Origin of the sequence: Methylotuvimicrobium sp. KM1, from assembly GCF_044788715.1 — a bacterium.
GTDB lineage: Bacteria > Pseudomonadota > Gammaproteobacteria > Methylococcales > Methylomonadaceae > Methylotuvimicrobium.
On record NZ_CP173170.1, the window covers coordinates 3112587 to 3139204 of the forward strand.

General features: G+C 47.2%; 19 protein-coding genes. 9 read left to right on the forward strand and 10 right to left on the reverse strand.

The features are described from left to right. Window positions 1-37: 37 nt before the first annotated feature. The 6 genes from ACINK7_RS13385 to ACINK7_RS13410 all read left to right on the forward strand — a co-directional run bounded on the left by ACINK7_RS13385 (window position 38) and on the right by ACINK7_RS13410 (window position 9332). Window positions 38-1363, forward strand: coding sequence for a serine hydrolase domain-containing protein (locus tag ACINK7_RS13385; protein WP_404355856.1), 1326 nt, complete (start codon window positions 38-40; stop codon window positions 1361-1363). A 13-nt stretch (window positions 1364-1376) separates the two neighbouring features. Beyond that, complete coding sequence (locus ACINK7_RS13390) at window positions 1377-2192, forward strand: substrate-binding periplasmic protein (RefSeq protein WP_404355858.1); 816 nt, start codon at window positions 1377-1379, stop codon at window positions 2190-2192. 7 nt (window positions 2193-2199) lie between these two features. After that, window positions 2200-2982, forward strand: coding sequence for a substrate-binding periplasmic protein (locus ACINK7_RS13395; RefSeq protein WP_404355860.1), 783 nt, complete (start codon window positions 2200-2202; stop codon window positions 2980-2982). 178 nt (window positions 2983-3160) lie between these two features. After that, window positions 3161-5473 (forward strand): ATP-binding protein, encoded by a 2313-nt coding sequence (locus tag ACINK7_RS13400; RefSeq protein WP_404355862.1) that lies wholly within the window; start codon window positions 3161-3163, stop codon window positions 5471-5473. Window positions 5474-6093: 620 nt separating this feature from the next. After that, window positions 6094-7281 carry a glycoside hydrolase family 57 gene (locus ACINK7_RS13405; protein WP_404355864.1) on the forward strand — a complete coding sequence of 396 codons (1188 nt, stop codon included), beginning with the start codon at window positions 6094-6096 and terminating at the stop codon, window positions 7279-7281. Window positions 7282-7868: 587 nt separating this feature from the next. Beyond that, the gene (locus ACINK7_RS13410) at window positions 7869-9332 is read left to right on the forward strand and encodes a glycosyl hydrolase family 57 (protein ID WP_404355866.1); all 1464 of its coding nucleotides are present in this window, start codon (window positions 7869-7871) and stop codon (window positions 9330-9332) included. Window positions 9333-9540: 208 nt separating this feature from the next. Here ACINK7_RS13410 and ACINK7_RS13415 read toward each other — a convergent pair whose 3' ends face one another. The 5 genes from ACINK7_RS13415 to ACINK7_RS13435 all read right to left on the reverse strand — a co-directional run bounded on the left by ACINK7_RS13415 (window position 9541) and on the right by ACINK7_RS13435 (window position 14860). Next, window positions 9541-10146, reverse strand: a complete 606-nt coding sequence (locus ACINK7_RS13415; protein WP_404355867.1) for an alpha-ketoglutarate-dependent dioxygenase AlkB family protein — start codon at window positions 10144-10146, stop codon at window positions 9541-9543. A 34-nt stretch (window positions 10147-10180) separates the two neighbouring features. After that, window positions 10181-12439 carry an EAL domain-containing protein gene (locus tag ACINK7_RS13420; protein ID WP_404355869.1) on the reverse strand — a complete coding sequence of 753 codons (2259 nt, stop codon included), beginning with the start codon at window positions 12437-12439 and terminating at the stop codon, window positions 10181-10183. A gap of 212 nt (window positions 12440-12651) precedes the next feature. Continuing rightward, window positions 12652-13953: a M18 family aminopeptidase gene (locus ACINK7_RS13425; protein ID WP_404355871.1), complete on the reverse strand. Its 1302-nt coding sequence runs from the start codon at window positions 13951-13953 to the stop codon at window positions 12652-12654. Further along, window positions 13950-14339 (reverse strand): peptide-methionine (R)-S-oxide reductase MsrB, encoded by a 390-nt coding sequence (msrB, locus tag ACINK7_RS13430; protein ID WP_404355873.1) that lies wholly within the window; start codon window positions 14337-14339, stop codon window positions 13950-13952. Before msrB ends, ACINK7_RS13425 begins: the two co-directional genes overlap by 4 nt. After that, window positions 14336-14860, reverse strand: coding sequence for an O-acetyl-ADP-ribose deacetylase (locus ACINK7_RS13435; RefSeq protein WP_404355875.1), 525 nt, complete (start codon window positions 14858-14860; stop codon window positions 14336-14338). Before ACINK7_RS13435 ends, msrB begins: the two co-directional genes overlap by 4 nt. Before the next feature lie 102 nt (window positions 14861-14962). On the opposite strand from ACINK7_RS13435, the gene ACINK7_RS13440 reads away from it, so the two are divergent. Beyond that, complete coding sequence (locus ACINK7_RS13440; RefSeq protein ID WP_404355876.1) at window positions 14963-15211, forward strand: OadG family protein; 249 nt, start codon at window positions 14963-14965, stop codon at window positions 15209-15211. 813 nt (window positions 15212-16024) lie between these two features. Next, entirely contained in the window at window positions 16025-17128 is a 1104-nt protein-coding gene (locus ACINK7_RS13445; RefSeq protein ID WP_404355878.1) for an O-antigen ligase family protein, read from the forward strand. A gap of 501 nt (window positions 17129-17629) precedes the next feature. Here the strand turns inward: ACINK7_RS13445 and ACINK7_RS13450 are convergent. The 5 genes from ACINK7_RS13450 to ACINK7_RS13470 all read right to left on the reverse strand — a co-directional run bounded on the left by ACINK7_RS13450 (window position 17630) and on the right by ACINK7_RS13470 (window position 24893). After that, window positions 17630-18658 (reverse strand): glycosyltransferase, encoded by a 1029-nt coding sequence (locus tag ACINK7_RS13450; protein WP_404355880.1) that lies wholly within the window; start codon window positions 18656-18658, stop codon window positions 17630-17632. Window positions 18659-18995: 337 nt separating this feature from the next. Continuing rightward, on the reverse strand, window positions 18996-19916 hold the full coding sequence (locus ACINK7_RS13455) for a branched-chain amino acid transaminase (protein WP_404355882.1): 921 nt from the start codon (window positions 19914-19916) through the stop codon (window positions 18996-18998). Window positions 19917-19953: 37 nt separating this feature from the next. Continuing rightward, window positions 19954-22824, reverse strand: coding sequence for a bifunctional [glutamate--ammonia ligase]-adenylyl-L-tyrosine phosphorylase/[glutamate--ammonia-ligase] adenylyltransferase (gene glnE / locus ACINK7_RS13460; RefSeq protein WP_404355884.1), 2871 nt, complete (start codon window positions 22822-22824; stop codon window positions 19954-19956). A gap of 188 nt (window positions 22825-23012) precedes the next feature. Beyond that, a complete protein-coding gene (locus tag ACINK7_RS13465) occupies window positions 23013-23777 on the reverse strand; it encodes an ABC transporter permease (RefSeq protein ID WP_404355885.1) in 765 nt (254 codons plus the stop codon). 174 nt (window positions 23778-23951) lie between these two features. Continuing rightward, window positions 23952-24893, reverse strand: a complete 942-nt coding sequence (locus ACINK7_RS13470; RefSeq protein WP_404355887.1) for an ABC transporter ATP-binding protein — start codon at window positions 24891-24893, stop codon at window positions 23952-23954. Between the two features lie 160 nt (window positions 24894-25053). Between ACINK7_RS13470 and ACINK7_RS13475 the strand changes: the two genes are divergently transcribed. Beyond that, a complete protein-coding gene (locus ACINK7_RS13475; RefSeq protein WP_404355889.1) occupies window positions 25054-26553 on the forward strand; it encodes an exopolyphosphatase in 1500 nt (499 codons plus the stop codon). The last annotated feature ends 65 nt before the right edge of the window (window positions 26554-26618 follow it).

Here is a 26618-nt window from a genome sequence, read left to right on the forward strand (position 1 = left end):
CGATGCACATAACGCCCTATAGCTAAAGAGAAAACTTATGCCCCTAGCAATAAGATTTTTGTTCGTGCTACTCCTGACTCAAACTCCAGCTTTCGGTAAAGAAGTCGCTCTGCCCGTTCCACCCGAATCCGTCGGCTTGTCCTCGATGCGCTTACAGCATATCAGCCGTTTAATCGACCGGCATATCGACGAGAAAAAGATTGCCGGCGCCGTCGTACTGGTGGCGCGTAAAGGCGAGATCGCCTATTTTCGCGAAGCAGGGCAAGCCGGTATCAATCAACCCATGCAAAAAGACACCATTTTTAGAATCGTGTCGATGACCAAACCGTTGACCAGCGTGGCGACGATGTTGTTGTACGAAGAAGGCAAGCTGCTGCTGTCCGATCCCGTTTCTAAATACATCCCTGAATTCAAAGACCCCAAGGTATTGGAAATGCAGCCGCCCGGCTCGGCATCCGAATACAAACTGGTTCCGGCAAAACGGGAAATAACCATTCGCGATCTTCTTAGCCACACTTCCGGCTTGCTATATCTGTTTCCCAATAATTATTATCATGAACGAAACCGACAGTTAGTAGTCGATTTTTACAAAGAAGTCGGGATTACCGACGGCTTTTGCCGGCCCAACGAAACGATTGGCGACATGGTCAAGCGCCTTGCGCGCTTGCCGCTTTATAAGCATCCGGGCGAACTTTGGGAATACAGTCTCGCCAGCGATGTGCTGGGCTATCTGGTAGAAGTCGTATCCGGCATGCCGTTCGACCAATTTATGCAACAACGCATTTTCAATCCGCTAAAAATGCACGACAGTCATTTTTATCTGCCCAAGGAAAAAATGCACCGCCTGGCTTCCGTTTGGAAAAGCGATTGGCAAGGCTCCTTGGCTCCGGCACCCGACAAGATGATTGACGGCGATTTGGCCTTATGTCCATCCGATGCACGGGCCTTATCCGGAAAATACCTAACAGGCGGCGCTAATGTGCTGTCCACGGCCCAAGACTATTACCGTTTCGCGCAGATGCTGCTCAACAAGGGAGAGTTGGACGGCGTACGCCTGTTGAGCCGTAAAACGGTGGAATTGATGACCGCCACCAACCATATCGGCCAATTCGATGCAGACTTTTTACACGGCCCGGGCTGGAAGTTCGGCTTAGGCTTCGCCATTCAGCAAAACCGCGAAAACGATGTCGACTCCGGCGATCAAGGCGTGTTCGAATGGGCGGGCATCTATTCGACCCGTTTCAGCATTAATCCGAAAGAAGAAACCATCACAATATTTCTGTCGCAAACTTCGCCATTTAACTTGCATTTCGGATTGTGGGACACCTTGCTGGTGCTGACCAACTCGGCCATTATCGATTAAACGAGAGACTGATATGAAACTCACTAAAAAACCGGCTCGATTCGTCTTAGCGTTAATGGCAACCTTGTTGTCCCCTGCGCTTGTCTCGGCCACTGGACCTCGTATCAAACCCGATTTATTCACCGACAGCGCCAATGTCATTTACGCGCTTGACGCGCCGCCGTTGATTACGACCGAGCTTGTCGGCGGCGGAGTGGCGCTCGAAATCGTCAAGACCGTCCTGGAAAGACAAAATATCGAAGCCCCCATCAACACGCTCCCTTTATCGCGTATGCTGAAATATTACTTGTTTCAAGAAAACGCCTTGGCCTTGGTCGGCTCTCCGCTTAGCTTTACCAAAGACCAACAAAAATCATTGATTTTCATTCCGTTATTGCGCTTACAGGATCATTATTTCATTTACCGACCCAATCAGCCCGAAGGATTGCCCTGGTCGGGCGACCTTAAAGCCCTAGCCGGGCGCGTCTATGGCGCTAACCCTGAAGAAGACATCAATGCCTACCGGCAAGCCGGTATTAAATCGATAACAGGCAACATCCTCAGCCTATTGGAAAAGTTGCAAGCCGGTTCGGTCGATTTCATCAGCGATACGGAGTTGACCGTCAATTGGTTTCTCGATAAAAACCTACCGACTGAAAAAACGAGTTTCATCAAGCTGGAGCCCACCGCAGGAGAGCGCACCTTATTCATTATTTTCAATAAACAACATCCGAAAGGAGAAGCCTTGGCACGGCAATTCAGACAAGGACTCGATGCCATTATTGCCGATGGAACTTACAAAAAAATACTCGAACAAGCCGCAACCACCTCCGTTTTACCTCTGCAGTAGATTGTCAATGCGTTGCTTATTATTATCGCTTTGGCTTGGACTGACAGTCACACACGCCGATGTCATCGTCATCGATGCGAATGAAAGCGTTCCCTATTGGTGTCGTTCGTCGCACGATGGCGGATTAGGTAGCGAGCTAGTGCAAGCCATGTCGGCCGCAGCGGGTTTGACCACGCAAATTCGTTTCGTGCCACTTTCGAGAATGATTGAAGACCGGTCCAATAACGACTCGGGTAACCCCGAGTTTTTCATGTGGCAGCAAGAGTTTGCCGCGATTATTCCGATCGCGATTTCGAAAATGTCATTTTTTTATTACCGCCCCCATCATCCCGAGCCATTGGAAGTCAACGACTTCAAAGATCTCGAACCCTATAAGATCGGCGTTTTGAAAGGCATTTTGATTGACCGACAAGCTTTCGAACAAATGGGGATCAATTTTGAAAGCAGCTATACTCAAGCCTCGTTATTTAAAAAGCTCAAAGTAGGCCGTATCGACATGGTCATTGAAATCGATTTGGTGGGTCGGCAAATGATTGACCAACTCTATCAGGAACTAGCCGATGATTTCGTCCGCATACCGATAACTAATAGCGTTTCGCCGATCGCAATCATGATCGATGCCAATTATCCTAACGCCGACAACATTGCCGAACGATATCGACAAGGCTTAGCAAGCATTATCGCCAATGGCCGGTATCAACAAATCGTCGAACGTTATTATCCTGACGGCAAATTACCTGCCGACTGGTTTGCCGATTTGGAGCGCTTCCAGAAAATGTATGCCTATTAACCTAGAAAAAGCATTTCATCATGAAGAATAAAAAGTGAATTCACTAGCTTATTTTGCCTATGCAAATCATTTTGCTCACCAAAAAAGTTATTCAAAATTTTAGAGCAAACCATCGAAAGAATTCATGAGCTTTATGTGCTTCATGGTTGAACTGCCGAATTTAGGATTAAGGCTCCATATGACATTCCGTTTAAAAAGCATCAAATCCAGGCTCACCCTTCTACTGCTGACCATAGCCATAATGGGTTTCGGACCCTACGAAACTTACAACTATATCCAGACAAAGCAGCGTCTCCATGATGAACTGGAAATTTCAGCCGATAGGCAAATAAGGCGTTTGAAAGAAAGTCTAATCATCCCGCTATGGGAAATGGACGACCGTTGGATCGACAAATTAATCAACATCGATATGCTTAACGAGAACACCTATGCGATACAAGTATCAGGAGACGAGCAATTATGGGTCGCCCGAGTCCGGAATAACGAATGGCAAGCCATTCCGGGAAACCGGCAGCCGATCGACGGCGACTTTGTTTTTCGCGAAGGCACTGTAAAACAGGATGACGTCGAAATCGGTCGAGTAAAGCTTTATCTCAGTAAAAAACGCTTAGAAGAGCAATTGCAAGAGGCTCGATTGGTCACCACGATCAGGGGGCTAACGCTCATATTTTTAATCGTGTTCTGCCTCCGTCTTGCTTTGGCACTGATCGTCGTGAAACCGCTTTTACAGTTGCTTGACGTGGTTAAACGAATTGCCGCCGGAAATTACAACGTCACTTTTAACCAAAGACTACATGGCGAATTAGGATTATTGGCGCGCGGCATTCTGCAAATGATGCAAAATCTACATCAGCGTGAAACGGAGCGCGATTTCGCCACCGCCGAATTACAAAAAACCAACAAAAAACTGGCTCACGAATTACACGAGCATGCCAAGGCGCAAATCGCTCTGAAAGATCTGAACGAAACCCTGGAGCAACGCATCGATGAACGCACCGAGGATTTAAATCGCAGCAATCAATCCTTGCGGGAAATCAGTCTTGCCTTCGAAAAAGCCAAAAATGACGCCGAGTCTGCCAATAAAGCGAAAAGCATTTTCCTAGCCAATATGACCCATGAACTGCGTACGCCAATGAATGCCGTATTAGGATTTTCCAGGTTAATGCAAAGCGATAGCGACCTAACCGCCACACAACGCGAAAACCTCGACATCATCAACCGAAGTGGCAGTTATTTACTGGAATTGATCAATCAAGTGCTGGATATGGCTAAAATCGAATCGGGGCGCATGATCGTCGAAAACGCACCTTTCGACTTAGGAGCCGTAATCCGCGATATCTTCGACATGATGCAAGAGCGCGCCAAATCGAAAGGCTTGCAACTGCGTATCGACCAATGTTCGACATTTCCCCGTTTTATCGATGCCGACGCCGCAAAATTTCGGCATATCCTGCTTAATCTTCTCAGTAATGCCATCAAATATACCCGTAAAGGAAAAGTCACCTTGCGGCTTAATGCGCACCGCCAAATAGACCGTAACGGTTTGATGTTGATTTGCGAGGTTGAAGACACCGGGATTGGCATAGCCGCTGAAGATCTGCCTCATATTTTTGCCCCATTCGTACAGTTAGGTTCTTTATCGGATCAACAAGGCACGGGATTGGGCCTGGTCATTACCAAACAATATGTCGAACTCATGGAAGGCAAGATTTGCGTTCAGAGTCAGCCTGAAAAAGGTTCGCTATTTCGCGTCGAAATTCCGGTCGGCGATGTCTCAGAATCGACGATCGAAGATTTTCATGAGTCCATCAATAGCCGAGTTATCGGTCTGGTACCCGGCCAACCCGACTTTAAGATACTGATTGTCGAAGACAAGGCGGAAAATCGCTTGCTGTTGAAAAAAATATTGGAATCGGCCGGTTTTAGCGTTTTTGAAGCGACCAACGGCCAAGAAGGCGTCGAAGCATTTAAGCGCTGGCATCCCGATTTTATTTGGATGGACCGACGCATGCCAGTCATGGACGGAATCAAAGCCACTGAAATGATTTTGGCCTTGCCGGAAGCCGATAAAGTCAAAATCGCCGCGGTCACAGCATCGGTATATTTGGAAGAACGGCAAGCTTTTTTCAAGGCAGGAGCCTGCGACATCGTTAACAAACCCTATCGTAACGAGGAGATTTTCGATTGCATGGCCCAGCATTTAGGTGTGCGCTATTTATATGATCAAACCGAAATCAAAAGCGCTTCAAACGATGAAATGATTCAGGAAAATCTACTTGAACGGCTCAAACAACAGCCACTAAACTGGCTTAAGTCGTTGGAACTTTCCGCAATCGAACTGGATGTTGAGCAATGCCTCGAACTTGTCAAAAGCATCGAAACGGACGATGTCGAATTTTGGGAGCAATTATTGGCAATAATCAAGCACTTCGAATTTGACCGCCTATTGCAGCTATTAACAACGGTCCAGCAAAACATGAAAGAGAATTAGGATTGGATCACACTCCTTTCATACTTAAAAACCGTACGACTTGATTTATACCTTTCGCACTTCAAATTTCGGCAGTGCCCGAGGAGGCGCCGGGGCCCAATTTTCATCTACGAAGGATATATTTACAGGGCTGTCAATCGCATCCCTGCTTTCAAAATCACCGAACAATTTTTCAGAATGGAGGACGTAATGTGGAACCTCAGCCTTATTCTAACCATAAGGGCGTCAAGGTTGTTGCTTATTTCGAAATGCCGGTGTTAAAGTACAGATAAGATTGATTGAATCAAGTCGCATGGCGTCTTAGGATTTCGTGAAAAAATAACTTCCTTGTGCTATTGAGTTTTATAGCAGGCTCGGTAACTCGCTTGACAGGGCGCCGTGAACCCAGCACCTAAATTATCCAAGATAGTTAACCATAGCCAATGAGCTATGGAATTTAGGTGCTGGGTGAATACGTCCGTGTAGGCTTGACGACGGCTTTCCCTGCCGCCGACACCTGCCAAGCGAGCAACCGAACCTGCTTGCCTTGCATTCAAATAGGGAAATTATTTATGACCGAATCCTTAATAAAGGTTAGTCAAATCAATTAACGGTCACACCACTTTTTAACGGTTACGCTTATGATCCATCATGCCCTAGCCTTACATTTTCACCAACCAGCCGGTAACCTTGAGTTTCTTTGGGAACATGAGCCTTGGGAAGCGGAAAAAATTCTCTTTGCGCTTGACCGGATTCCGAGAACGCTTTGGCCATATCAAGGCTTGGGTAAAGTCCACATCTCATTATCGGGAACTTTACTCGAAACTCTGTCGAACCCGTCTTTCCAGCAGCTCGTATACGGGAAAGTCGACTGTGGTACATTACTATGGTATCTCCAAAATGAAGAGATCATCCGAGTACTCGGCTCCGCTTATTACCACCCCGTTCTGCCGCTGATACCCGTAGCCGATCGCGAGCCTCAGGTGGAGCGCTGGCAGGGTATAGGAAAACACCTCTTCAACCGCGAGAAATTTTCGGGTTTTTGGCCGCCTGAAATGGGTTTCACGATGGAGTTGATTCCACTACTCAAACGATTCGGCTATAAATATGTCTTTGTCGATAGCGAACATGTGGAAGCATTAACACCGATGAGCTGGGAAGAATTGCATTATCGGCCTCACATAGCCCGTAACGGCAACGATAGCATCGTAGTGATCGTCAGAGACAGAGATCTATCGAACGCTCAAGAGTCTGGAATGGACTACGGGTGGTTCAGCCGCGAGGTTCACGACAGAACGCGTTGGTGCGATTTTGAACCATTAGTAACAACCTGCTCCGATGGCGACAATGGCGGATGGTTCCGCGATACCTCGCCTCATAACAACTTCTGGGGCGTCTTTTATCAAGAATTCATGGCGCAAGCCCAAAACGGCACCGACAATATTCGACCCGTATTTGTGGAAGATTATCTGGCTAAGCACGGTACCTATGGCGAGGTCTATGTCCGCCCCGGGGCTTGGAATACCGGTTGGCATCACGGCCGCGACTTTCAACAATGGACCGGCTCGCAAGCTCAAAAAGACGCCTTGGCTCGTGTCCATGCGATCAGCAAAATCGTTCACGAAACCCACTGGCAGACTTTAGAACAACCAGATATCAACTCTAAACTTGAGGATTTGCAGGAATCCACGATGTGGCACTTACTTCGTTCGGAAACCAGTTGCAACTTCTATTGGGGAGAAGCCTGGGTACATCGCTGTCATGAAGACCTTAACGACTGTGTAACGACCTTAGAAGCCATACACGAACTTATTGCCAACCCGAAATGATTGATTAAGATCACACATAAAATTAATTTTGATAAGCAAGAACATTAAGCCGATTGCCAAGAATAAACCTACCCAATTGACACAGGATTTTTGTTCGACTACAACATCCGGAAAGGAGCCTAGAGTTGCGCTCTGTAACCCTTTCCGGCTTGCAGTAGTAAATAGGCCGAAAGACCAATCTGTTGAGTATTTTTTCGTCGGAAGTCGCTTAAACCAACGTTTATCGTTGATCCTAGAAAGAGCAGTTACCATGTGTTGTAGACCGTTCGTGCTGAGTAAAGTCGAAGCATGAAGAGTCTACAACACTTTCACCCGCCTGGTGAAGCCTCAAACTATCGTTCACCCTTCGACAAGGCTCTCCTGAGCCTAGCCGAAGGGCTCAGGGCGAACGGTAGTTTGAGGCTCTCAACTGCTCTTTTTAGGTTGATACTTCACCCCCCATCATCCCTATCGGCCGGATGCCGTCGTCAAGCTTTCATGGAAGTGAAAGCCCATTGCTATCCACGATGTCGTCCCGGCAGCCCATGCCCGAGCGACAATTAACGCATATATAATCTAACGTAAACTCAACCAATGAGGAATCTCAAATGGATCAACTTCCGGAATATGTCGATGAATTTCCCAATTTTTGCGGTGCCGAAGAACAAGTCTTGAAAACCGTCCGACAAGGACGTCGTCAAGAATTCTATCGAGAAGCCGGCAAAATAGACTTCAGCAATACTCGCGCCGCCTGCGCGATTGCACTACACATGCATCAACCGTTAATTCCTGCGGGCGGCGGCGACTTGTCGACCGCGGCCATTATCAGCAATCTGCAATATATGATGGAACACCCCGATATCGGCGACAATCACAATGCCGGCGCGTTTCATTATTGCTACAAACGGATAGGCGAATTTATTCCGCAATTAATCAGTGAAGGCAAAAACCCTCGCGCGATGCTGGAGTATTCCGGCACACTGTTCCACGGCCTGCGCAAAATGGGGCTTCACGATGTTTTCGATACGCTCAAAACCGTCACTTGCAATCCCGAATTCAATCACGCCGTCGAATGGTTAGGCGCGCCATGGGGGCATGCCGTCGCACCGTCGACCCCGGTTCAGGATTTTCGTTTACACGTATTAGCGTGGCAACAGCATTTCGCGGCTATTTTCGGTTGGCAAGCCTTAGAGCGCGTCAGAGGCTTTTCACCATCGGAAATGGCATTGCCCAATCATCCGGATGTCGCTTATGAATTCGTTAAAACTCTTGTCGATTGCGGCTATCAATGGGTGCTCGTACAAGAACATAGCGTCGAACATCCCGAAGACGGCAGCAACCCGCGTCAGCCGCATTTACCGCATCGTCTGGTTTGCACCAACTCAGCCGGCGAAACCGCGAGCATTATCGCCATTGTTAAGACCCAAGGTTCCGACACCAAACTGGTTGCGCAAATGCAGCCTTGGTATGAAGCGCAAAGCCTATCGACGCTAACGCTAGCCGGACACAAGGTGCCGCCATTAGTGACGCAAATCGCCGACGGCGAGAACGGCGGCGTCATGATGAACGAATTTCCCGGCAAATTCATGGAAGTCGCCAGGGAGTCTTCTTGGAGCGACGTGCCGATGATGAATGCCAGCGAATACCTGGAGCATCTTTGGTCGATCGGCATAAAAGAAGATGACCTGCCGGCAATTCAACCGGTTTTTCAACGGGCTATTTGGCAGCGGATGAAGCCGGGAGACGGCTCGGATCGCTTGGCCAAAGTCATCGAAGAGATTAAAGGAGAAGACCATCGATTTCATATGGATGGCGGCAGTTGGACCAATGATTTATCCTGGGTCCACGGTTATGAAAACGTGCTAGGACCGATGGAAGAGATTAGCTCGTTATTCAATGAAAAAGTCATTAAGAAGAAAATACCGAGTTCCGATGCGCGTTATCGCAACGCCCTCTTTCACTTACTATCCTCGCAAACCAGTTGTTATCGTTACTGGGGCCAAGGCCAGTGGACCGACTACGGACGGGAAATTTGCCGGCGTGCAAAACATGTATTGGAATTCGATTTTTGATGTTTCAAGTTTTACCATGGAGAACATGAAGGTCATGAAGAAAAAAGCAAGTAATATCAACGAGCTAATTCATTTGGCAGGACGGGGTTTATAACCCCGCTCTAAACGTTTCGCCCGTGGACAAAGCAAACCGAGATGTTACGCTGTTTCCCAAGCTCCAGCTTGGGAAAGAGCGGACAGCGAGCCTCTGCGCGAGTTAAAATTCATTTTAAAGACCAATGATTTTCCTAAACGTCAAATTGATCCGGGGTGATTTCAATTGCCCGGTTTTAGGAATGGCATGGCGCCAATGGTGCTGAAGCGAGCCGGCCATGATCAATAAATCCCCATGACCCAACTCCAAGTCCAGCTTCTCCTTAGATTTGTTATGAACCAGTCTGAACAGCCGTTCATCCCCCAAACTCAACGAAGCAATCGCAGGATTCATACCCAGTTCTTTTTCGTTATCGGCATGGTAACCCATCGAGTCCTGTCCGCTTCGGTATAGATTAGCCAGGACGCTATTGAAAGTATATGCAAAATCCGATTGGATTCGTTGCCGTATCGCATTTAGTTCGACCGTCCAAGGCAATGGCTCATGCTTGACCCCGGAATAGGAATAAATCGCTCCAGGATCGCCGTACCAGCATGTCAAACGCGGCACGTTAACCGGCTTTCCGAACATCCATATCGACTCTTCCTGCCAAGCCAGCCTATCGAACAATATCGCAAACAGTTCGTTCGCTTCTTCTAACGAGTAATATTGTTTGAACAAAAAAACGTCGCCATCCCGAGGCGCTAAATTTTTGAGGGCGGATGAGTCGAGTAACGGCATTTGTTTGACGGAATGAAAAGCCAGTGATCGGTTGCTATTGAGCCTTAGCGGCTAAATTGAGCAACCGAAGATCTTGTAATAACACCGGCTTGCCGATTCCGTAACCTTGCGCATAATCGACACCCAGCTCACTCAGTAGCTGTAAAATACGCTCGTTTTCGACGAACTCGGCAATGGTTTTCTTACCCATCACATGACCGACCTCATTGATCGACCTGACCATCGCCAAATCAACTACATCGTCGACAATATCCTTGACGAACAAGCCGTCGATCTTTAGAAAATCCACCGGTAAATTTTTCAAATAAGCGAATGAAGATAAACCACTGCCGAAGTCATCCAACGAGAAAAGACTACCCCGCTCTCTCAGCGTATGAATCGCACGCGTAGCATTCGATAAATTAGCAATCGCGGCAGTCTCAGTGATTTCGAAACAAATTTTATCGGTCGGAATTTCCCATCGAGTAAATTGATTGGAAATATATTCCAGCATCGTTTCATCGGATAACGACAATCCCGAAAGATTGATCGAACATAAGGACATTTTATCGATAAACCCGGGACGCATCGCCAGCCATTCGAAAAGCGATGCTATCACCCACTTATCCAAGGCAGCCGCCAAATTATAGCGCTCCGCGGCCGGTAAAAAAGCGCCTGGCGGTACAATATGTCCGGCGTCGTCTTGGTATCGAATCAATGTTTCAAAATGCAAACCTTCATTGTTATGGCCGATAGGAACAATAGGCTGTCCGTACAAACGAAATTGATGATGAGCGATGCCTCGTTGAATTTTCTCGACCCACTGCATTTCCCCCTGCCTGGAAGCCAACTCTTGATCGTTGGGCCGAAAAAGATGTACCCGATTGCGGCCTTTTTCCTTGGCCGCATAACAAGCCGCATCGGCATCCTTAAGCGATTCGGTGCTATTACCGCTGATACTGTTGATACCGGCAATGCCAATACTAACGCCGATCGAAAAAGTTCTATCTTCCCAAGCAAATCGAAACTCCTGTATTGCCTTTCGAATTTTTTCACAGGTAATCGCGGCCTGCGTCAACAAACAACCTTTCATCAAAATACCGAACTCGTCTCCGCCCAAGCGCGCCAATAAATCGTCTTGGCGAATTTGACTTTTGATCAATACACTCAATTGTTTCAAAAGTTCGTCTCCGGCCACATGACCGCATGTATCGTTAACGACCTTAAATTGATCCAAATCGAGATAGCATAAGGCATATTCGGTTCTCGAATTACGTGCGGAACGCAAGGCCTGTTGTATTTGTTTATCGAATTCGGTTCGATTAAGTAGACCGGTCAAGCTATCGTGTTGCGCTTGATAGGTTATTTGCTCGGATAATTTACGGGCCTCGGTTATATCCTCGCACACCAATAAAATATTCATTTTATTTTGAGCTTGAATCACCCGCGCCGCACCTCTGACCCAGATAACACTATTGTCCTGACAAACCATACGAACTTCGATTTTATTGACCCGGAGCGGGTCTTTCACACAAAGTCCAAACATCTCTTCCATCAACGTGCGGTCGTCAAAATGAACGAAATTAAAAATCAAATCGCCTTGCAAGCGACGGTCGCTATGTATTAACTGCCTCGCTCCAAATTTATTGACAGAAATAATGCGTCCGTCCGGTTCGACATTAAAAATAATCGTAGGATTATCGTCATAAAGCAGTAAATAGCGATTTTTCGCTTCTATCAGCGCTTTATTCTGCGTTTGGACAGTCTCGATCATCGCATTGAAGGTCTCGAACAACTGACCTAGCTCATCATCGGCGAACTTTTTGGCGCGAAACGAATAATTCCTTCCGGCATCTATTTTTTTAACGGTATCGAGTAAATGATTGATCGGTGCGACGATGAATCGAGATAGCTGTATTTTCAATAGTAGCGTCAATAAGATACTTGCCAATAGCGTGATAATGAACCAACGGAAAAAATGAACCTGCTCCCAAAACATGCCCGATACATCACCAACGAGATAGACCAAGCCGATAGTCTCGTTATTGACTTTAATCGGGGTACGGGCAACCGCTCGTAACCAATACTGATTTTCTAATTTATGTAATTCCGGGCATTGTTTCGAACCGTCCAAACTCGAAAAAACATTCCCTTGATTATCATAAACACACGCCAATGTGATGCCGTTCAGTCGGCTAGCCGTTTTCAATTCATGCTCGATAGGCCCTCGCTGACTCATTGATAAGGCCATGGCACTGCGCTCGCTAATCGTCTCGGCAGATGAAACCAAGGCAGTGGAAGCGGTCTGCTTCATTCCGAGCAGTTCAAAAAATGCCCACAATAAAAAAATGCATACGCCGAGACAAAGAGCAGCGAAAAATGTCGCCATCGAAATTTTATGCTCAAGCGACAAACTACGTATCGAGGGCATCATAATGTCCTAATTTATTTGGCAGTGCTATAGTCATAAGCTTTCCAATACCTACTCAGGACAAATCTCCATCGTCGAATTCGATCGTAGCCGAATCAATATTGAAAAAAACATTTGAACGCATCGATCATGTAACCGTGATCCAAAACACCGGCGCTTTCGCGAATACTGTGCATCGCCCACATGGGATTACCGACATCGACCGTTCGCAGACCCAATTTGGCTGACGTCATCGGACCGATGGTACTACCGCAAGGCAAATCGCTTCGGTGAGAATATTTTTGATACGGTACGCCGGCTCGCTCGCACCAGCCCGCGAACATCGCCTCGGAAACGCTATCCGAGGCGTAGCGTCGATTGGCATTGACTTTAATAACGGGTCCCTTGTTGACCAGCACCTTATGGTCGGGTTCGTAAAACATCGGAAAATTGGGTTGATAGGCATGCGCCATATCCGCGCTGATCATGAAACTCTGCGTCAAGGCGCGTTGATAATCCTCGCCTTGCAATCCGAAGTTCGATGCAATCCGGCCCAATAAGTCCGGTAAAAAACTGCCGTCGGCGCCTTTGCAAGTCGTACTGCCGATTTCTTCATGATCGAAAAACGCGCATACCAAAGTTTTACCCGATGTCAGCACTGTTTCGTCCAATAAGGCCGTTAACGCGGCATGACAAGAGGCTAAATTATCCAGCTGGCTGTTCGCATAGAATTCATTATCCGCCCCCCAAAACGCACCTTTCTGCGTATCGTAGACATTGAGTTCGAAAGCCAGCAATTGCTCCGCCCTGATATCGGTGACTTGTTCGAGTAATTCCGAAAAATAGGTTGGCGGCAACTGCTGTTCGGCGAACAACGAAAGTATTAACGGCAGTTCGAGTTGTTTGTTTAATTTCAAGCCGTCTTCATTGACCCCTCGATTCATATGAATCGCCAAATTAGGCAAGCGCAACAACGGCCGCTTGAAATCGATCAATTCAGAATGTATACCATCGCCGGACTTGTAGCTAACTCGCCCCGCCAAACTCAAATCCCGATCGGTAAAAGTAGCCAGAATCGGTCCGCCATACACTTCGACGCCGACTCTGATATAGCCATCCAATAAATTCGCGGCATTCGGCTTGACTCGAAGCCCTGGGGAGTCGGTATGCGCACCGATAATCTTGAAACCGGTTTCATCGAGCGGTTGATGCCCTTGTACAAACACGACGACCGAGGAATCGTCGCGAACGACATAGTAGCGCCCGCCGGGTTCCAAGGACCATTTAGCAGTCTCGTCCAGCTTAACGAAACCGTAAGGGAGTAAGGCTTGTTCAACCGTGCTTACAGCATGCCACGGGCTCGGGCTTGTATCGATAAAATCCAGTAATTGTTGAACCTGTAAACGTGAATCGATCATTTCTTTTTCAACTCCAATGCTGCCGAATTGATGCAATAACGAAGGCCGGTCGGTTCGGGGCCGTCTTCGAAAACATGGCCTAAATGCGCATGACATGATTTACATGTCACTTCGACACGGCGCATGCCATGACTGCTATCCTCCGATTGAGTTAAGCTGTCGGCGGAAAAGACATCCCAAAAACTAGGCCAGCCCGAACCTGAATTGTATTTAGTATCGGAATCGAAAAGCGGATTACCGCAGCAAACACAATGATAAACCCCCTCTTCTTTACAATCGGTATATTTTCCGGTGAACGGCGGCTCGGTTCCTTTATTCCAACAGATGTTGTACTGTTCCGGTGTCAGTTTTTCTCGTAATTCTCGATCTTGTTTCGGCTCCGTCATAGCACACCTTTAATGCGGTTAAATTGCTCATGATAAGCCTTAAGTACCGGTTCGGCAAAACAGACCAAGTAAACCGATTCCAAGTCGGCACAACATTGCAAATTTTCGGCTATCGAATTGATCGTTATTGCTGCAGCCTGGTCAACTGGATAGCCGTATACGCCGCACGAAATCGCAGGAAAGGCAATCGACTTAAAGCCTTGTTCGGCTGCGATATCCAAACAAGAACGATAACAAGAAGCCAACAACCGCGCCTCACCGTGGGTACCTCCCGACCATACCGGCCCGACGGTATGAATTACGAAACGGGCCGGCAATCGAAAACCGGGGGTTATTTTTGCCTGACCGACCCGACAGCCATTCAGTTTTTTACAGGCTTCCAGTAATTCGGGGCCTGCGGCACGATGTATCGCGCCATCGACGCCGCCTCCGCCCAATAATGAAACATTGGCTGCATTGACGATCGCGTCGACTTTCAGTTGGGTAATATTATCCTGGATAATTTTTATCGTCGCCGTCATAGTGCTCTCCGAATAATTTAACGCTAAAGCTTTGTCCGCGCCGAGTCGCTTGGCCTTATGATACAATTTCGCGATCGTAACTTTATAGATAAATCACAAACTATGACTGAAATATTAATCAGGGGCGGTGAGTTAATGGCGATAGGCATGGGGATTGTATTTCTGTTCCTTGCGATGTTGATTTTTGCCGTCAATTCGATGTCGGCACTAATCGCGCGTTTTATCGATGGATCAATTACCATCTCAGCAAATGTCAAATCCATACCCTCCGCCGCTAATGAAACTACCGACCCGGCCGTCATCGCCGCAATCACGTCTTCAGTTCATCAATATCGGAACCGGCACCCGTAATCGAGTTAAAACCGGACACGCCGAGGTTGCCGTTCGGGGAGTCGGCGCGACTACTAAGTATTTGGTCATAAATAAATTCCCTATTTTATGGAGGATTAGGTAACTCGATTGGCAGGTGTCGGCGGCAGGGCAGATTTTTGCTCCTCGGCAATTGCCGAATGAAAGGGAAGTCATGAATGCAAAAAATGCAGGAGCATTTTTCTGCCCTGTATCGCCTAAAGCGCCTACTGTTGGTGCCCTAATACACGCCATCCATGGCTATCAGATTCCGCCGTCAAGCCTACAAGGACGTATTCACCCCGCACCTAAACTCCATAGCCCATTGGCTATGGTTAACTATCTTGGATAATTTAGGTGCTGGGTTCACGGCGTCCTGTCAAGTGAGTTACCGAACCCTCAACAAGTAAGTAGTCAGTCCTCTCTTTGATAAAGAGCGGCTAGGGGAGATTCTTTAAATAAATCCCCCCCCTCAATCCCCCTTTTTCAAGGGGGAGGCTAACAATTACACCTAAATTGCAGTAATTTGCCAGCGGGGTCTGAACACTTACCTCAACAAAGCTCATAGTTCCAGGACGTTATTTATCACGAAATCCTAAATAACTATGCGGGCATACATTATTTAACTTTCAAGTCTTAAGCTAACTAAGTATATATATGAACCCAGAAAACAGTTATACAGATTTAACCTCTACTTCCTCTTGGCAAAATTATCTTCTTCGCCGTCATGTCGAATGTTTAGTCATTCTTTTCGTATTAGTGCAGCCATTTGGCGAAATCTTTTTGCTGCCACTTATTATTTTACTATTGCTGAGCTTGCACAAATTTTATCGGGATGGTGTTCGGCATCTGCCTGATTTATCGCTGTATGTCAATATCACCTTATTGCTTACGGTGCCGTTACTAATTTCTAGCGTTAGTGCCTATAAGATTGATAAAACGCTCATTACCGCATTATATTTTATATTGTACGCAGTCGCCGGAGTCTATGTGATTCGCCGGTTTTCGGAAAGCTTTAGCTCCAATTTTTTGTTCTATGGGATTGCCGCGATCTTGATGTTTTGGACACTCGATGCGTTGATTCAATATTTCGTTGGCCATAACCTTTTTGGATGGCCCTATAACGGCTATCGTTTAACCGGGATTTTCCACCCTAAGATGAGAATAGGTATTATATTTGCGCATTTGTCGCCTTTTTTGATTGAAGCAGGCCGACGTCTGTCGCAACGTTCGGGTCATAACTGGCATTGGTTATTTTTGGCCCCTTTTCTTGCGGTCATTTTGTTCTCGGGAAGTCGTTCCGCTTGGTTAACGTTGCTGATCGTATCGTTCGTCTATTTCGTTATCTTGTTGCGACATCGCGCTTTTAAAGTCATAGGGCAAGTTTTACTCTTGTTAGCGTTGTCCGCTAGTGTGAGTATATTGGTTTCCGAAAGTCTTCAAGTCAAATTAACACAAACGGTTTCCGGCTTTTCAACCGACCCCGAAGCCTTAAATGAGGCGACCTCGCTGAGGGTTGATGTATGGCGAGGCGCCTGGCAATTGTTTCTTGACTCGCCGATTACCGGCATCGGTGTAAAAGCATTGGGCGATTTGGGCTTTCAGAGAGGTTACACCTCGATTCCTTTCGGTCATGCGCACTTTTATGGGTTGGATGTATTGATGGTTACCGGTATTATTGGCTTTGTTGCCTATCTTACGGCTTTTGGCTTAATCTTCTGGAAAGCTGTTATTTCGGTTTGGTATGAAACTAAGGCTTTTCCGTTTTGGTTAGCGGCTGTGGCGATGATGTTGCCTCTCAATATGCATTGGGAATTCCATGGTGTTCGGTCTTATGCCTGGTTATGGATGCTGCTTTTTCTCGCATTTGCAGTTGAATACCGCTACAAAAACGAAACATCGAGCAAAGCAAATGAATAAACTCGATGAATACCAAACCCAAGCTTTAAAAATCGTTCAAATCATGCTCGCCAAATGAAATCGGTAAACTTGCTAAACAGAGTTCGTCGTATACCTGGAAACGGTGCTGTTTGATAAATCTGCGGATATTGAACATCAGTGGCTTCGAAATCGCGACGAAGGCGTCGCTCCCACAAGGGGCGGATGTTCTGTGGGAGCGATCCCCAGATCGCGATTTCGAAGTCGGGAACGTTGGGCGACAAAAAATGGTATCGAGGCCTCATTGGCTAAGATTGCAAAAAGGTAATTTTTCACTTATGTATAACGATCAGTGCTCTGCGTGGGAACGATAGGGGGTGTGAATAATTACCATGGCGTTTCGATGATGGGGCATTGGAATCCGTTTAGCGAAATGGGATCTTGAGTTCAAGTAAAAGTGTAACTGAAGAAACTTTGGGGATAATGCATCATGCAATTGATAGAGACATTGAACATCGTTAAGAAAAAATGTTGATTACCACTTTAGCTGACGGAATTTAGTAAATTTCCGTAAACCTTTAACGTATTGCCGACCATCGCATCCAATGTAAACTCATCCTTACCGATCTTCCAGACTGGCTCCATCAGTTTACACCAACGGTCTTCGTTGAAAATCAATTCATCTAATTTTTGACGAATCGCTTCAACATTGGCATCCATGATCAGCGCCTTATCCAGCACCTCATTGGCAACCGGCACATCAGTCGACAAAACGGGTTTTCCGAGTAACACCGCTTCCGCGAAGACATAAGAAAAACCTTCATTTCTCGATGAAATAATCACACCGTCGACACCGGACAGAATTTTCGGAACATCGTTTCGAAAACCCAACAACTTGATACGATCCTGCAGCTCAAGTCGTTTAATCTGTGATTCAAGCTCGTGTTTCAAAGGCCCATCACCTACGACCAACAGATTAGCGTCAACTTTTTTCATTGCCTCGACCAGTAAATCGAAGCCCTTCGCCGGCACTAGCCTTCCGACTCCACATAACAACGGTTTGTTCGGCTGCAAGCCAAATTCTTCGATCAACTGACGCTTAGTTAATTTTTGCTCATCGAGATTCAATCGAATCCCGTTATAGACAACCGTCATCGGAATCTCTTTTCGGATAAAACTTCCGGCCGCTTTACTTACCGCAATGACATGATCAATGTTCTTAAAAGGACGCCCTTTTTTTCTGTTCGCGTTATGAATAGTACCGAGAGTCTTGGCTGAAATCGCTGGACTCAGTTTCGATAGCAGTGAGACCGCCTTATTGGCTTGCGCATGTACAATATCATAATCGCCTTTCCTGATGACAGTCAGTAAATCCCAAAGCATCAGCGGATTGTGCCGGCTTCGACTGAAATCGAACGGAATGAAATGAACTCTTTCGGAAATAAATTTGCACAAATCAGAGGGGGCTACTAACGTGACGTCCTCGATTTTCGACAATTCGTTAGATAACTCAATGACGTGCTTTTCAAGCCCCCCGAATCCGGAGCTTGCAACAATTTGACAGATTTTCATAGCATTTCAGATCCGAGGTTTACTGATAGGGCCGAAAATTCGGTCAACGGCTTATTCATATTGCTTTATGTTTTCTAAGTAAGTCGGAAAATCGTATGCGTCTGTGCATGTTTGCGACTAACGATAAAGATCCCCTCCTGTCGAGTCGTCGAAGATCATAATTTCGGTTTTTTTCTGTTTCCCACGGTTCTCCGTGGGAACCCATACCTTGGCTGCCGAGGCAAGATCGGTACGCATTCCCCTAGAGAGCGGTGGAACACTCCCGGCAGTACTGATGCGTACCGGCGTGCGCTCTGCGTGGGAACGATAGAAAATCGGAAACTTAAGCAGCCATATCCTAAACGTAACTCAACCACTCCTGATGGTCGGCGCGTCTGCCATGCACATAATCGAAATACAGCGTTTGCAATTTTTCGGTTATTGGCCCTCTCACACCGTTACCGATGGACCGACCGTCCAATTCGCGAATCGGCGTCACTTCTGCGGCAGAACCCGTGAAGAAGGCTTCGTCGGCGACATAGATTTCGTCGCGCGTGATACGCTTTTCCGACACTTCCAAGCCCTGCTCTCTTGCAATCGTTATTACCGTATCGCGGGTGATGCCTTCGAGTGCCGACGTCGTTTCCGGAGTATAAATTTTACCGTTACGAATGATAAACAAGTTTTCGCCGCTACCTTCCGCCGCAAAACCTTCGTGATCGAGCAATAAAGCTTCGTCATAACCGGTCGCCAAGGCTTCTTGGAGAGCCAGTATCGAGTTGATATAATTGCCGTTTGCCTTGGCCTTACACATCGTGCTGTTGACATGATTGCGCGTATAAGAGGATGTCCTGACGCGAATGCCTCGCTCCATGTTTTCGGCGCCGAGATAAGCCCCCCATTGCCAGGCCGCGATCATGACATGCACTTGCAAGTTATCGGCTCGAAGTCCCATGCCTTCCGAACCGTAAAAACACATACTTCTAATATAGGCGGTTTCCAGATCATTCTTAGAAACGGCTTCGCAATGGGCCTGATTGAGCTCTTCCTTGCCATAAGGAATAGGCATATTGAGAATTTTCGCAGAACGAAACAATCGGTCGGTATGTTCGGCCAACCTAAAAACCGCCGTGCCTTGGTCGGTCTTATAAGCCCTTAAACCTTCGAAAACGCCGGCACCGTAATGCAGGGTATGCGTCAACACATGGACTTTGGCCTCCCGCCATTCTACCCATTTGCCGTCCATCCAAATCAGCCCATCTCTATCGTCCATCGTCATTATCGTGTCTCCACTTCAACTTGAAAAATGCTTGTCATTAATCCATCACCTGTTGCCAAATACGTTCTACTTGAGCTCTCAATTGCGCAAAACTCTCTTCCGAAGCCACGGCTTTATCGTCTTGCAGTGCTTGTTTGTGACCGTAGTCGCGATAGCAGCAATAAGCCTGTTTGAGCTGCTCGGTCACCGGCTCCGATAAAGTCCCGATTTGCGCCAACCCGTCCAACAAACGGATATTATCGGTATAGGTTACCAAAGACTCGTTGGCAGCCGCCTGATCTAAAACGCAGAATTGTACTATAAACTCAATATCCGCAATACCACCTTTGCTTTGTTTTAAGTCGAACTCGCCGGGTTTCGTCGTATCGAGATTTTCACGCATTTTTTCGCGCATGTCGCGCACTTCTTTTTTCAAGACATAATGATCCCGAGGCATGCATAGAATTCGTTTGCGAATCGCTTCGAACTCGGTTTTTATCGTCGGGTCGCCGGCGACAAAGCGCCCTCTAACTAAGGCTTGATGTTCCCAAGTCCAAGCATTATCGCGCAGATAGTCCTCGTAAACATCGACATGATTGACCAGTAAGCCGGCATTGCCGCTTGGACGCAAACGCATGTCGACTTCATATAAAATGCCGGACAACAGACGCGTATTGAGCATCTGCATGACTTTTTGCCCGAGTCGACCGTAAAAATGCGAGCAACTAATCGGTTTAGCGCCGTCGGTCAGCGCATGCGTATCCTTGCTGTCGTACAAAAACACCAGATCGAGGTCGGACCCATAGCCAAGCTCGATGCCGCCCAATTTACCGAAACCCAACACGCCGAAGCCGATCGAAACATGATCGGTATTCGGCGGAGCGCCGTGCTTGTCGGTCATGATCCGCCAACATAGCGCGACGGTGTGCTCGACAATGGTTTCGGCGATATAGGTCAAATAATCGCTGACCACCATGATAGGGATAATGCCCATGATATCGGCGGCCGCTACCCTAAGCAGATTGATATGCTTAAACTTGCGCAGCACCATCATCAATTGCTCGGTATCTTGAATGTTGATATCGGCCAGCATCTCGGCAAGTTCGGCTTGCAAGGCTTGCTTTTTCAGAGGTTCGTACAACGAACGGGTATCGAGCAACTCGTCGAATAATACCGGATAGTGAGCCAAATAATCGCAAATCCACGGGCTTGCCGCCGACAACTTGACCAATTGCGTCAGCGCTTCGGGATTTTCATAGAGCAACGATAAGTAAACATTACGTCCCGCTACCGCTTCGAATAAACGCAAAATACGTTTCAAGGTTTCATCCAGATTTTCGACTTGCCGCACCGACTCCAGCAGTTGCGGCATCAAGCGGTCCAGCACGGCTGCTCCTTTGGCGGTGAGCCGCTTGACGGCCGGCGATTTTTTGAATTCACGTATTTGAAGCAACATTTCTTCGGCGCTGCTAAACCCTAAGTCCACCAATTGCGAACAAAGCTCTTCGTCGTCCGCATGCGCCGCCCAAATCGATTCGGCCTCGAGATTTCTTTTATCTTGCTTGGACAGCGAAAACACCAGATCGAATTCGTCATGAACTTGCCGGCGAATATCATCCAACTTCGCCTTGAAACTCTGCCAGCCCGAAAAATCCATCGAATACGCCAGGATGAGTTGAGCCTGAGGATCTTGCGGCAAATCGTGAGTTTGCCGGTCTTGATATTGTTGAATATGATTTTCGGCTTCACGCAGAAATCGATAATGACCGATCAATTGCTCGGCATCGTCCGGCGCCAATAACTCCATCTCTCCCAGCCTCTGTAAAACTTCGACGATACGTCGATTTTGCAAAGACTTTTCCTGGCCGCCGCGGATTAATTGAAAGGCTTGTCCGATAAATTCGATTTCGCGTATGCCGCCGGGACCGAGTTTAATATTGTCGAGCCTGTCTTTGCGCTGCAATTCTTGCGTAATTTTATACTTTAACGAACGCAGTTCTTCGAATGCGCCGTAATCGAGATAACGACGATACACGAATGCATGCAGCATCTTCATCAATTGCGGACCGGTGTATGCGTCACCTGCAACCTGGCGGGCTTTAATCATTGCATAGCGTTCCCATTCGCGCGCCTGGGTCAGGTAATAATTTTCCATGCCGTCGAAGGTCATGATCACAGGACCGCTATCGCCAAACGGCCGAAGCCTGATATCGGTTCTGAACACAAAGCCGTCGGCAGTCGTTTCGTCCAGGATTTTGACCAGCTTGCGGCAAATTTTGCTAAAAAATTCACCATACGTGGTTTGTTTTCTATCGTTTAAAACCCCGTCTTCGGCGAACGCGAAAATCAAATCGATATCTGAAGAATAGTTCAGCTCATAGGCGCCGAGCTTGCCCATGCCGAGCACCACCATTTGCTGGGCTTGGCCGTTTGCCAGCATTGGCGTGCCGAATTTATCGCAGGCTTGCCGATATAAAAAATCTAAGACATAACGAATGCAGGCTTCGGCCAGCCATGTCAATTCATGCAAGGTTTCTTCGAGCGTCGCCCAACCGGCCAGATCACGCCATGCAATACGAACCATTTCCCGATTACGCAAGCGTCGCAGCGACACCATCAATCCGGCTTCGTTCTCATCCGTCAACTTTGCTAGTTTGTCGGCATACTGCGTCTCGGTATACGACTTAAACAACTCGTCCGACTCGATCAAATCGCACAACATTTCGGGACGGCGAATGCAACTATCGGCCACGAAAAGACTCGATGTCCAAACCTTAATCCACGAGGCCAGTAATGGTTCGGGATAATCCGAAACAGTCGTTAACGATGCGGTCTGCTCGTCCCATTGCTGCAATTTTGCCTGTACGTTTTCAACAAGTTCTGCAGGCAAAGTTTGTAATTGCGATTGAAGTTGGTCGATTAAAGTCATAGATAGTCGAAGAATTGAATAAGGCGAATTTACAAGAGCTTTTTATCCTAATCCTTTTTGATCGAAAAACCGTCTATAAACAAAAGGTGTGGAGCATGTCTATCGAGGAGCGCCGTCATCACATACCTTTTATTCTTTGACGGTTTTTCAATCAAAAGGAAGTCACTTCAAATTTACGCGAACACAGCCTAATTTTTTATACCGACCCCTTTATGCAACAAATACAGACTGAATAGCGTGAGAAAAACAATAAAACCGCCGGTTATCGCAAATGCTATTTGAATATTGACATCGGTCACGTTGATCAAGCCGTAACGAAACGCATTGATCATGTAGAGTATCGGATTACCCAACGAAATTTTCTGCCAGATGTCGGGCAGCATCGATACCGAATAAAATACGCCGCCGAGATAGCTTAGCGGCGTCAACACAAAACTGGGAATGATCGCAATATCATCAAAGCTCTCTGCAAATACCGCATTGATAAAGCCGGCCAACGCAAACAAAGTTGCGGTCAACAGGAATACGGCAACAGTAACCCAAGGGTGTGCGACATCGATTTGAGTAAACAACAATGAAATCGCAGCGACTACCAAACCAACCATGATGCCTCTAACAATACCGCCGCAAACGTAACCGGCCAAAATTACCCAATTCGGAACCGGCGCCACTAACAATTCCTCGATATGGCGCTGAAATTTGGTCGAATAAAACGAAGATACGACATTCGCATAAGAATGACTAATCACCGACATTAAAATAATTCCAGGTACGATGTATTCCATATAACTGGCCCCATCGATCGGGCCGATACGATCGCCGATCAATTTACCGAAGATCAAAAAATACAATGCGGTCGTCACGGCTGGCGGCAAGAGTGTTTGCGGCCAAATTCGCGTAAACCGGCGCACTTCTTTGACCACGATGGTTTTGAATGCGATTGCGCTATTCATTCAGTGGCTCCTTGCTGCTTAGGAACGAGCATGAAATAATTTTGACAACTGTTAGAAGGGGGGGGGCGGTGGCTCGATTGACAGGTGTCGGCGGCAGGGAAAGCCGCCGTCAAGCCTACAGGGACGTATTCACGACGTCCTGTCAAGCGAGTCACCGAACCGCTCCAAAGCCTACTACTTGTATAAGTTATTTTGTACATATTCCTTAGTCGAATCGATCAGATCCATAAATAATTGTTCAAGCCGATTCGATTTATTTTTGAGACTGGCGACCTGAATGTTTTGTTCGGACAGCGACGCAAACAATTTATTCAGACCCTCTTCTTTCGGCACCCCGACATCCAACGAATAATCGGATAGGCGTTCGATATGATATCCAGGTATCGCCGGCGTCGATACCAGTGGGGCGGCCAGGTCCAAAACGAAATGATTGACATGCAAACGGGCCAACAAGCCGGCCATATCGGAATGCTCGACAATACGCCCATGATTGATGATTGCAATATTGCGGCACAGACTTTCGGCTTCCTCCAGATAATGTGTCGTTAAAATGATAGTCGTGCCCTGCCGGTTGACTTCCTGCATCATTTCCCACATAGAACGCCTGATTTCGATATCGACACCGGCGGTCGGCTCGTCCAAGACCAATAACTTTGGCGAATGCACCATCGCTCTGGCAATCATCAATCGTCGCTTCATGCCCCCTGACAGACGCCTAGAAACATCGGTGCGTTTATCCCATAAATCCATTTGTTTCAGACAAGTTTCGGTGCGACGGATCGCTTCTTTCCGCGGCATGCCGTAATAACCGGCCTGATTGAGCACAATTTGCTGCGGCGTTTCGAATTGATTGAAGTTAATCTCTTGCGGCACGATACCGATACAGCTTTTCGCGAGATCGCGTTGTTTTCTTAAATCATAATCGAATATAGTCACATCACCGCTAGTTGCGGTGACTAGAGAACTGATAATACCGATTGTGGTAGATTTACCGGCGCCGTTCGGCCCAAGCAGCGCAAAAAAGTCGCCGGCTTGAACATCCAGATCGATGCCTTGCAAAGCCTGAAAACCGTTATTATAAATTTTAGTGAGATTACGAATGGATAGGGCATTCATCGGAAAAGTAAGACTTAACGCAAACCAGCAAATAAGTTAAATTAGGCGCCTGCTCGACGTATATGACGATACACGTTCGGCGTCGATATTTCGATTTGGCAGAAAAACCATGCAATTCTATCAGAAACCCAACCTTTTCGCCGACTAAACTGGAAAGACAGTGCCTCAAAAAATACCCGAAATCGTAGCCGCCGTGGACCTCGGTTCCAACAGTTTCCATATGATCGTATGCAGCCTAAAAGACGGCAAAATGCATATTATCGACCGAATCAAAGAAATGGTCCGATTGGCGTCCGGCCTCGATAAAAAAAATCATTTGGATTTGATCACCCAAAAAAGAGCGCTCGAATGTCTCGAGCGATTCGGTCAACGCATTGGCAATCTTCCTTCCGAAAGCGTTCGATGCGTCGGCACCAGCACCTTACGCAACGCAACGAATTCAAGACAATTCATTCTCAAGGCCGAGCGTGCTTTAGGCCACCCGATTCATGTCATTTCCGGCGTCGAAGAAGCGCGCTTGATTTATCAAGGTGTCGCCTACAGCTTAAGCAGCAGCGCCACCAAACGATTCGTAATGGACATCGGCGGAGGCAGCACCGAATATATCATCGGCACAGACGATAAACCGCGTATTAAAGAGAGCTTGAATATGGGCTGCGTGTCGGTCAGCAACTTGTTTTTCCCGGATGGAAAACTGTCCGTACAAGCGGTCAATGACGCACTGCTATTTGCCCAGCAAAAACTCGACCCGCACCAAAAAAGTTACAACCATAAGAATTGGGATGAAGCGATCGGCGCTTCGGGTAGTTTAAGAGCCATTCAAAAGGTTCTGGAAGCGACCGGTTGGAGCAATAACAACATTACCTTAGAAGGCCTCGACAAACTCATGGAGCGCATCAAATCGGTTAAGCATATCAATGACTTGAATTTACCGGAACTCGACCCGGAACGCTTGCCGGTATTCCCTGGCGGCGCCGTGATCGTCGCCGCAACCTTCAAAGCCTTGGGCATCGAACAAATGACGGTATCCGACGGCGCATTACGCGAAGGTCTGGTCCATGATTTATTGGGGCGCATCTATAACCGGGACATCCGTTCCGATACGGTGCACATGCTATGCGAGCGCTATCACACCGATCAAGCTCATGCCGACCGCATCAAAAATACATTACACACGATGCTGAAACAAATCGAACTTTTTCGGGACGACGATAACAAAGAAAACGGTATCAACTTTTTAGATTGGGCTGCCGACCTACATGAAATGGGCCGCGACATCGCTCACAGCCAATATCATAAACATGGCGCCTATATCATCGCGAATGCCGACCTGGCCGGTTTTTCCAAACAGGATCAAGCTATAGTGTCGGTTTTAATTAAATCGCATCGCAGAAAATTTTCAATGAAACGCTTCGAAGGACTGTCCGAACCATGGCAATACTATGCGCCGTTCATGACAATATTACTGAGACTTGCGATATTGCTCCACCGCAATCGTAATGACATTGAATTACCCGAGTTTTCAATAACAATTGTTAAATCCAAACTGAAATTAACCTTTCCTGAAGATTGGCTCGACCAGTCGCCGCTGACCCGTGCCGATTTAAACAAAGAGGCCGATTATTTAAAGGCAGCCGGATTCAAACTATCCTGTTTCTAAGGAACATGCGCAAAATAACAATTACAAGTATTAAGCTTTGTGGCGGTTCGGTGAGTCGAAGTTAT

What these genes read in the sequence shown, in the direction of transcription:
- ACINK7_RS13400 (WP_404355862.1), top strand. Translation starts at nt 3,161, where the DNA reads ATGACATTCCGTTTAAAAAGCATCAAATCCAGGCTCACCCTTCTACTG.
- msrB (WP_404355873.1), bottom strand. Translation starts at nt 14,339, where the DNA reads ATGACGGAGCCGAAACAAGATCGAGAATTACGAGAAAAACTGACACCG.
- ACINK7_RS13385 (WP_404355856.1), top strand. Translation starts at nt 38, where the DNA reads ATGCCCCTAGCAATAAGATTTTTGTTCGTGCTACTCCTGACTCAAACT.
- ACINK7_RS13420 (WP_404355869.1), bottom strand. Translation starts at nt 12,439, where the DNA reads ATGAAGCAGACCGCTTCCACTGCCTTGGTTTCATCTGCCGAGACGATT.
- ACINK7_RS13410 (WP_404355866.1), top strand. Translation starts at nt 7,869, where the DNA reads ATGGATCAACTTCCGGAATATGTCGATGAATTTCCCAATTTTTGCGGT.
- ACINK7_RS13390 (WP_404355858.1), top strand. Translation starts at nt 1,377, where the DNA reads ATGAAACTCACTAAAAAACCGGCTCGATTCGTCTTAGCGTTAATGGCA.
- ACINK7_RS13455 (WP_404355882.1), bottom strand. Translation starts at nt 19,916, where the DNA reads ATGACGATGGACGATAGAGATGGGCTGATTTGGATGGACGGCAAATGG.
- ACINK7_RS13415 (WP_404355867.1), bottom strand. Translation starts at nt 10,146, where the DNA reads ATGCCGTTACTCGACTCATCCGCCCTCAAAAATTTAGCGCCTCGGGAT.
- ACINK7_RS13405 (WP_404355864.1), top strand. Translation starts at nt 6,094, where the DNA reads ATGATCCATCATGCCCTAGCCTTACATTTTCACCAACCAGCCGGTAAC.
- ACINK7_RS13425 (WP_404355871.1), bottom strand. Translation starts at nt 13,953, where the DNA reads ATGATCGATTCACGTTTACAGGTTCAACAATTACTGGATTTTATCGAT.
- ACINK7_RS13450 (WP_404355880.1), bottom strand. Translation starts at nt 18,658, where the DNA reads ATGAAAATCTGTCAAATTGTTGCAAGCTCCGGATTCGGGGGGCTTGAA.
- glnE (WP_404355884.1), bottom strand. Translation starts at nt 22,824, where the DNA reads ATGACTTTAATCGACCAACTTCAATCGCAATTACAAACTTTGCCTGCA.
- ACINK7_RS13395 (WP_404355860.1), top strand. Translation starts at nt 2,200, where the DNA reads ATGCGTTGCTTATTATTATCGCTTTGGCTTGGACTGACAGTCACACAC.
- ACINK7_RS13470 (WP_404355887.1), bottom strand. Translation starts at nt 24,893, where the DNA reads ATGAATGCCCTATCCATTCGTAATCTCACTAAAATTTATAATAACGGT.
- ACINK7_RS13465 (WP_404355885.1), bottom strand. Translation starts at nt 23,777, where the DNA reads ATGAATAGCGCAATCGCATTCAAAACCATCGTGGTCAAAGAAGTGCGC.
- ACINK7_RS13435 (WP_404355875.1), bottom strand. Translation starts at nt 14,860, where the DNA reads ATGACGGCGACGATAAAAATTATCCAGGATAATATTACCCAACTGAAA.
- ACINK7_RS13440 (WP_404355876.1), top strand. Translation starts at nt 14,963, where the DNA reads ATGACTGAAATATTAATCAGGGGCGGTGAGTTAATGGCGATAGGCATG.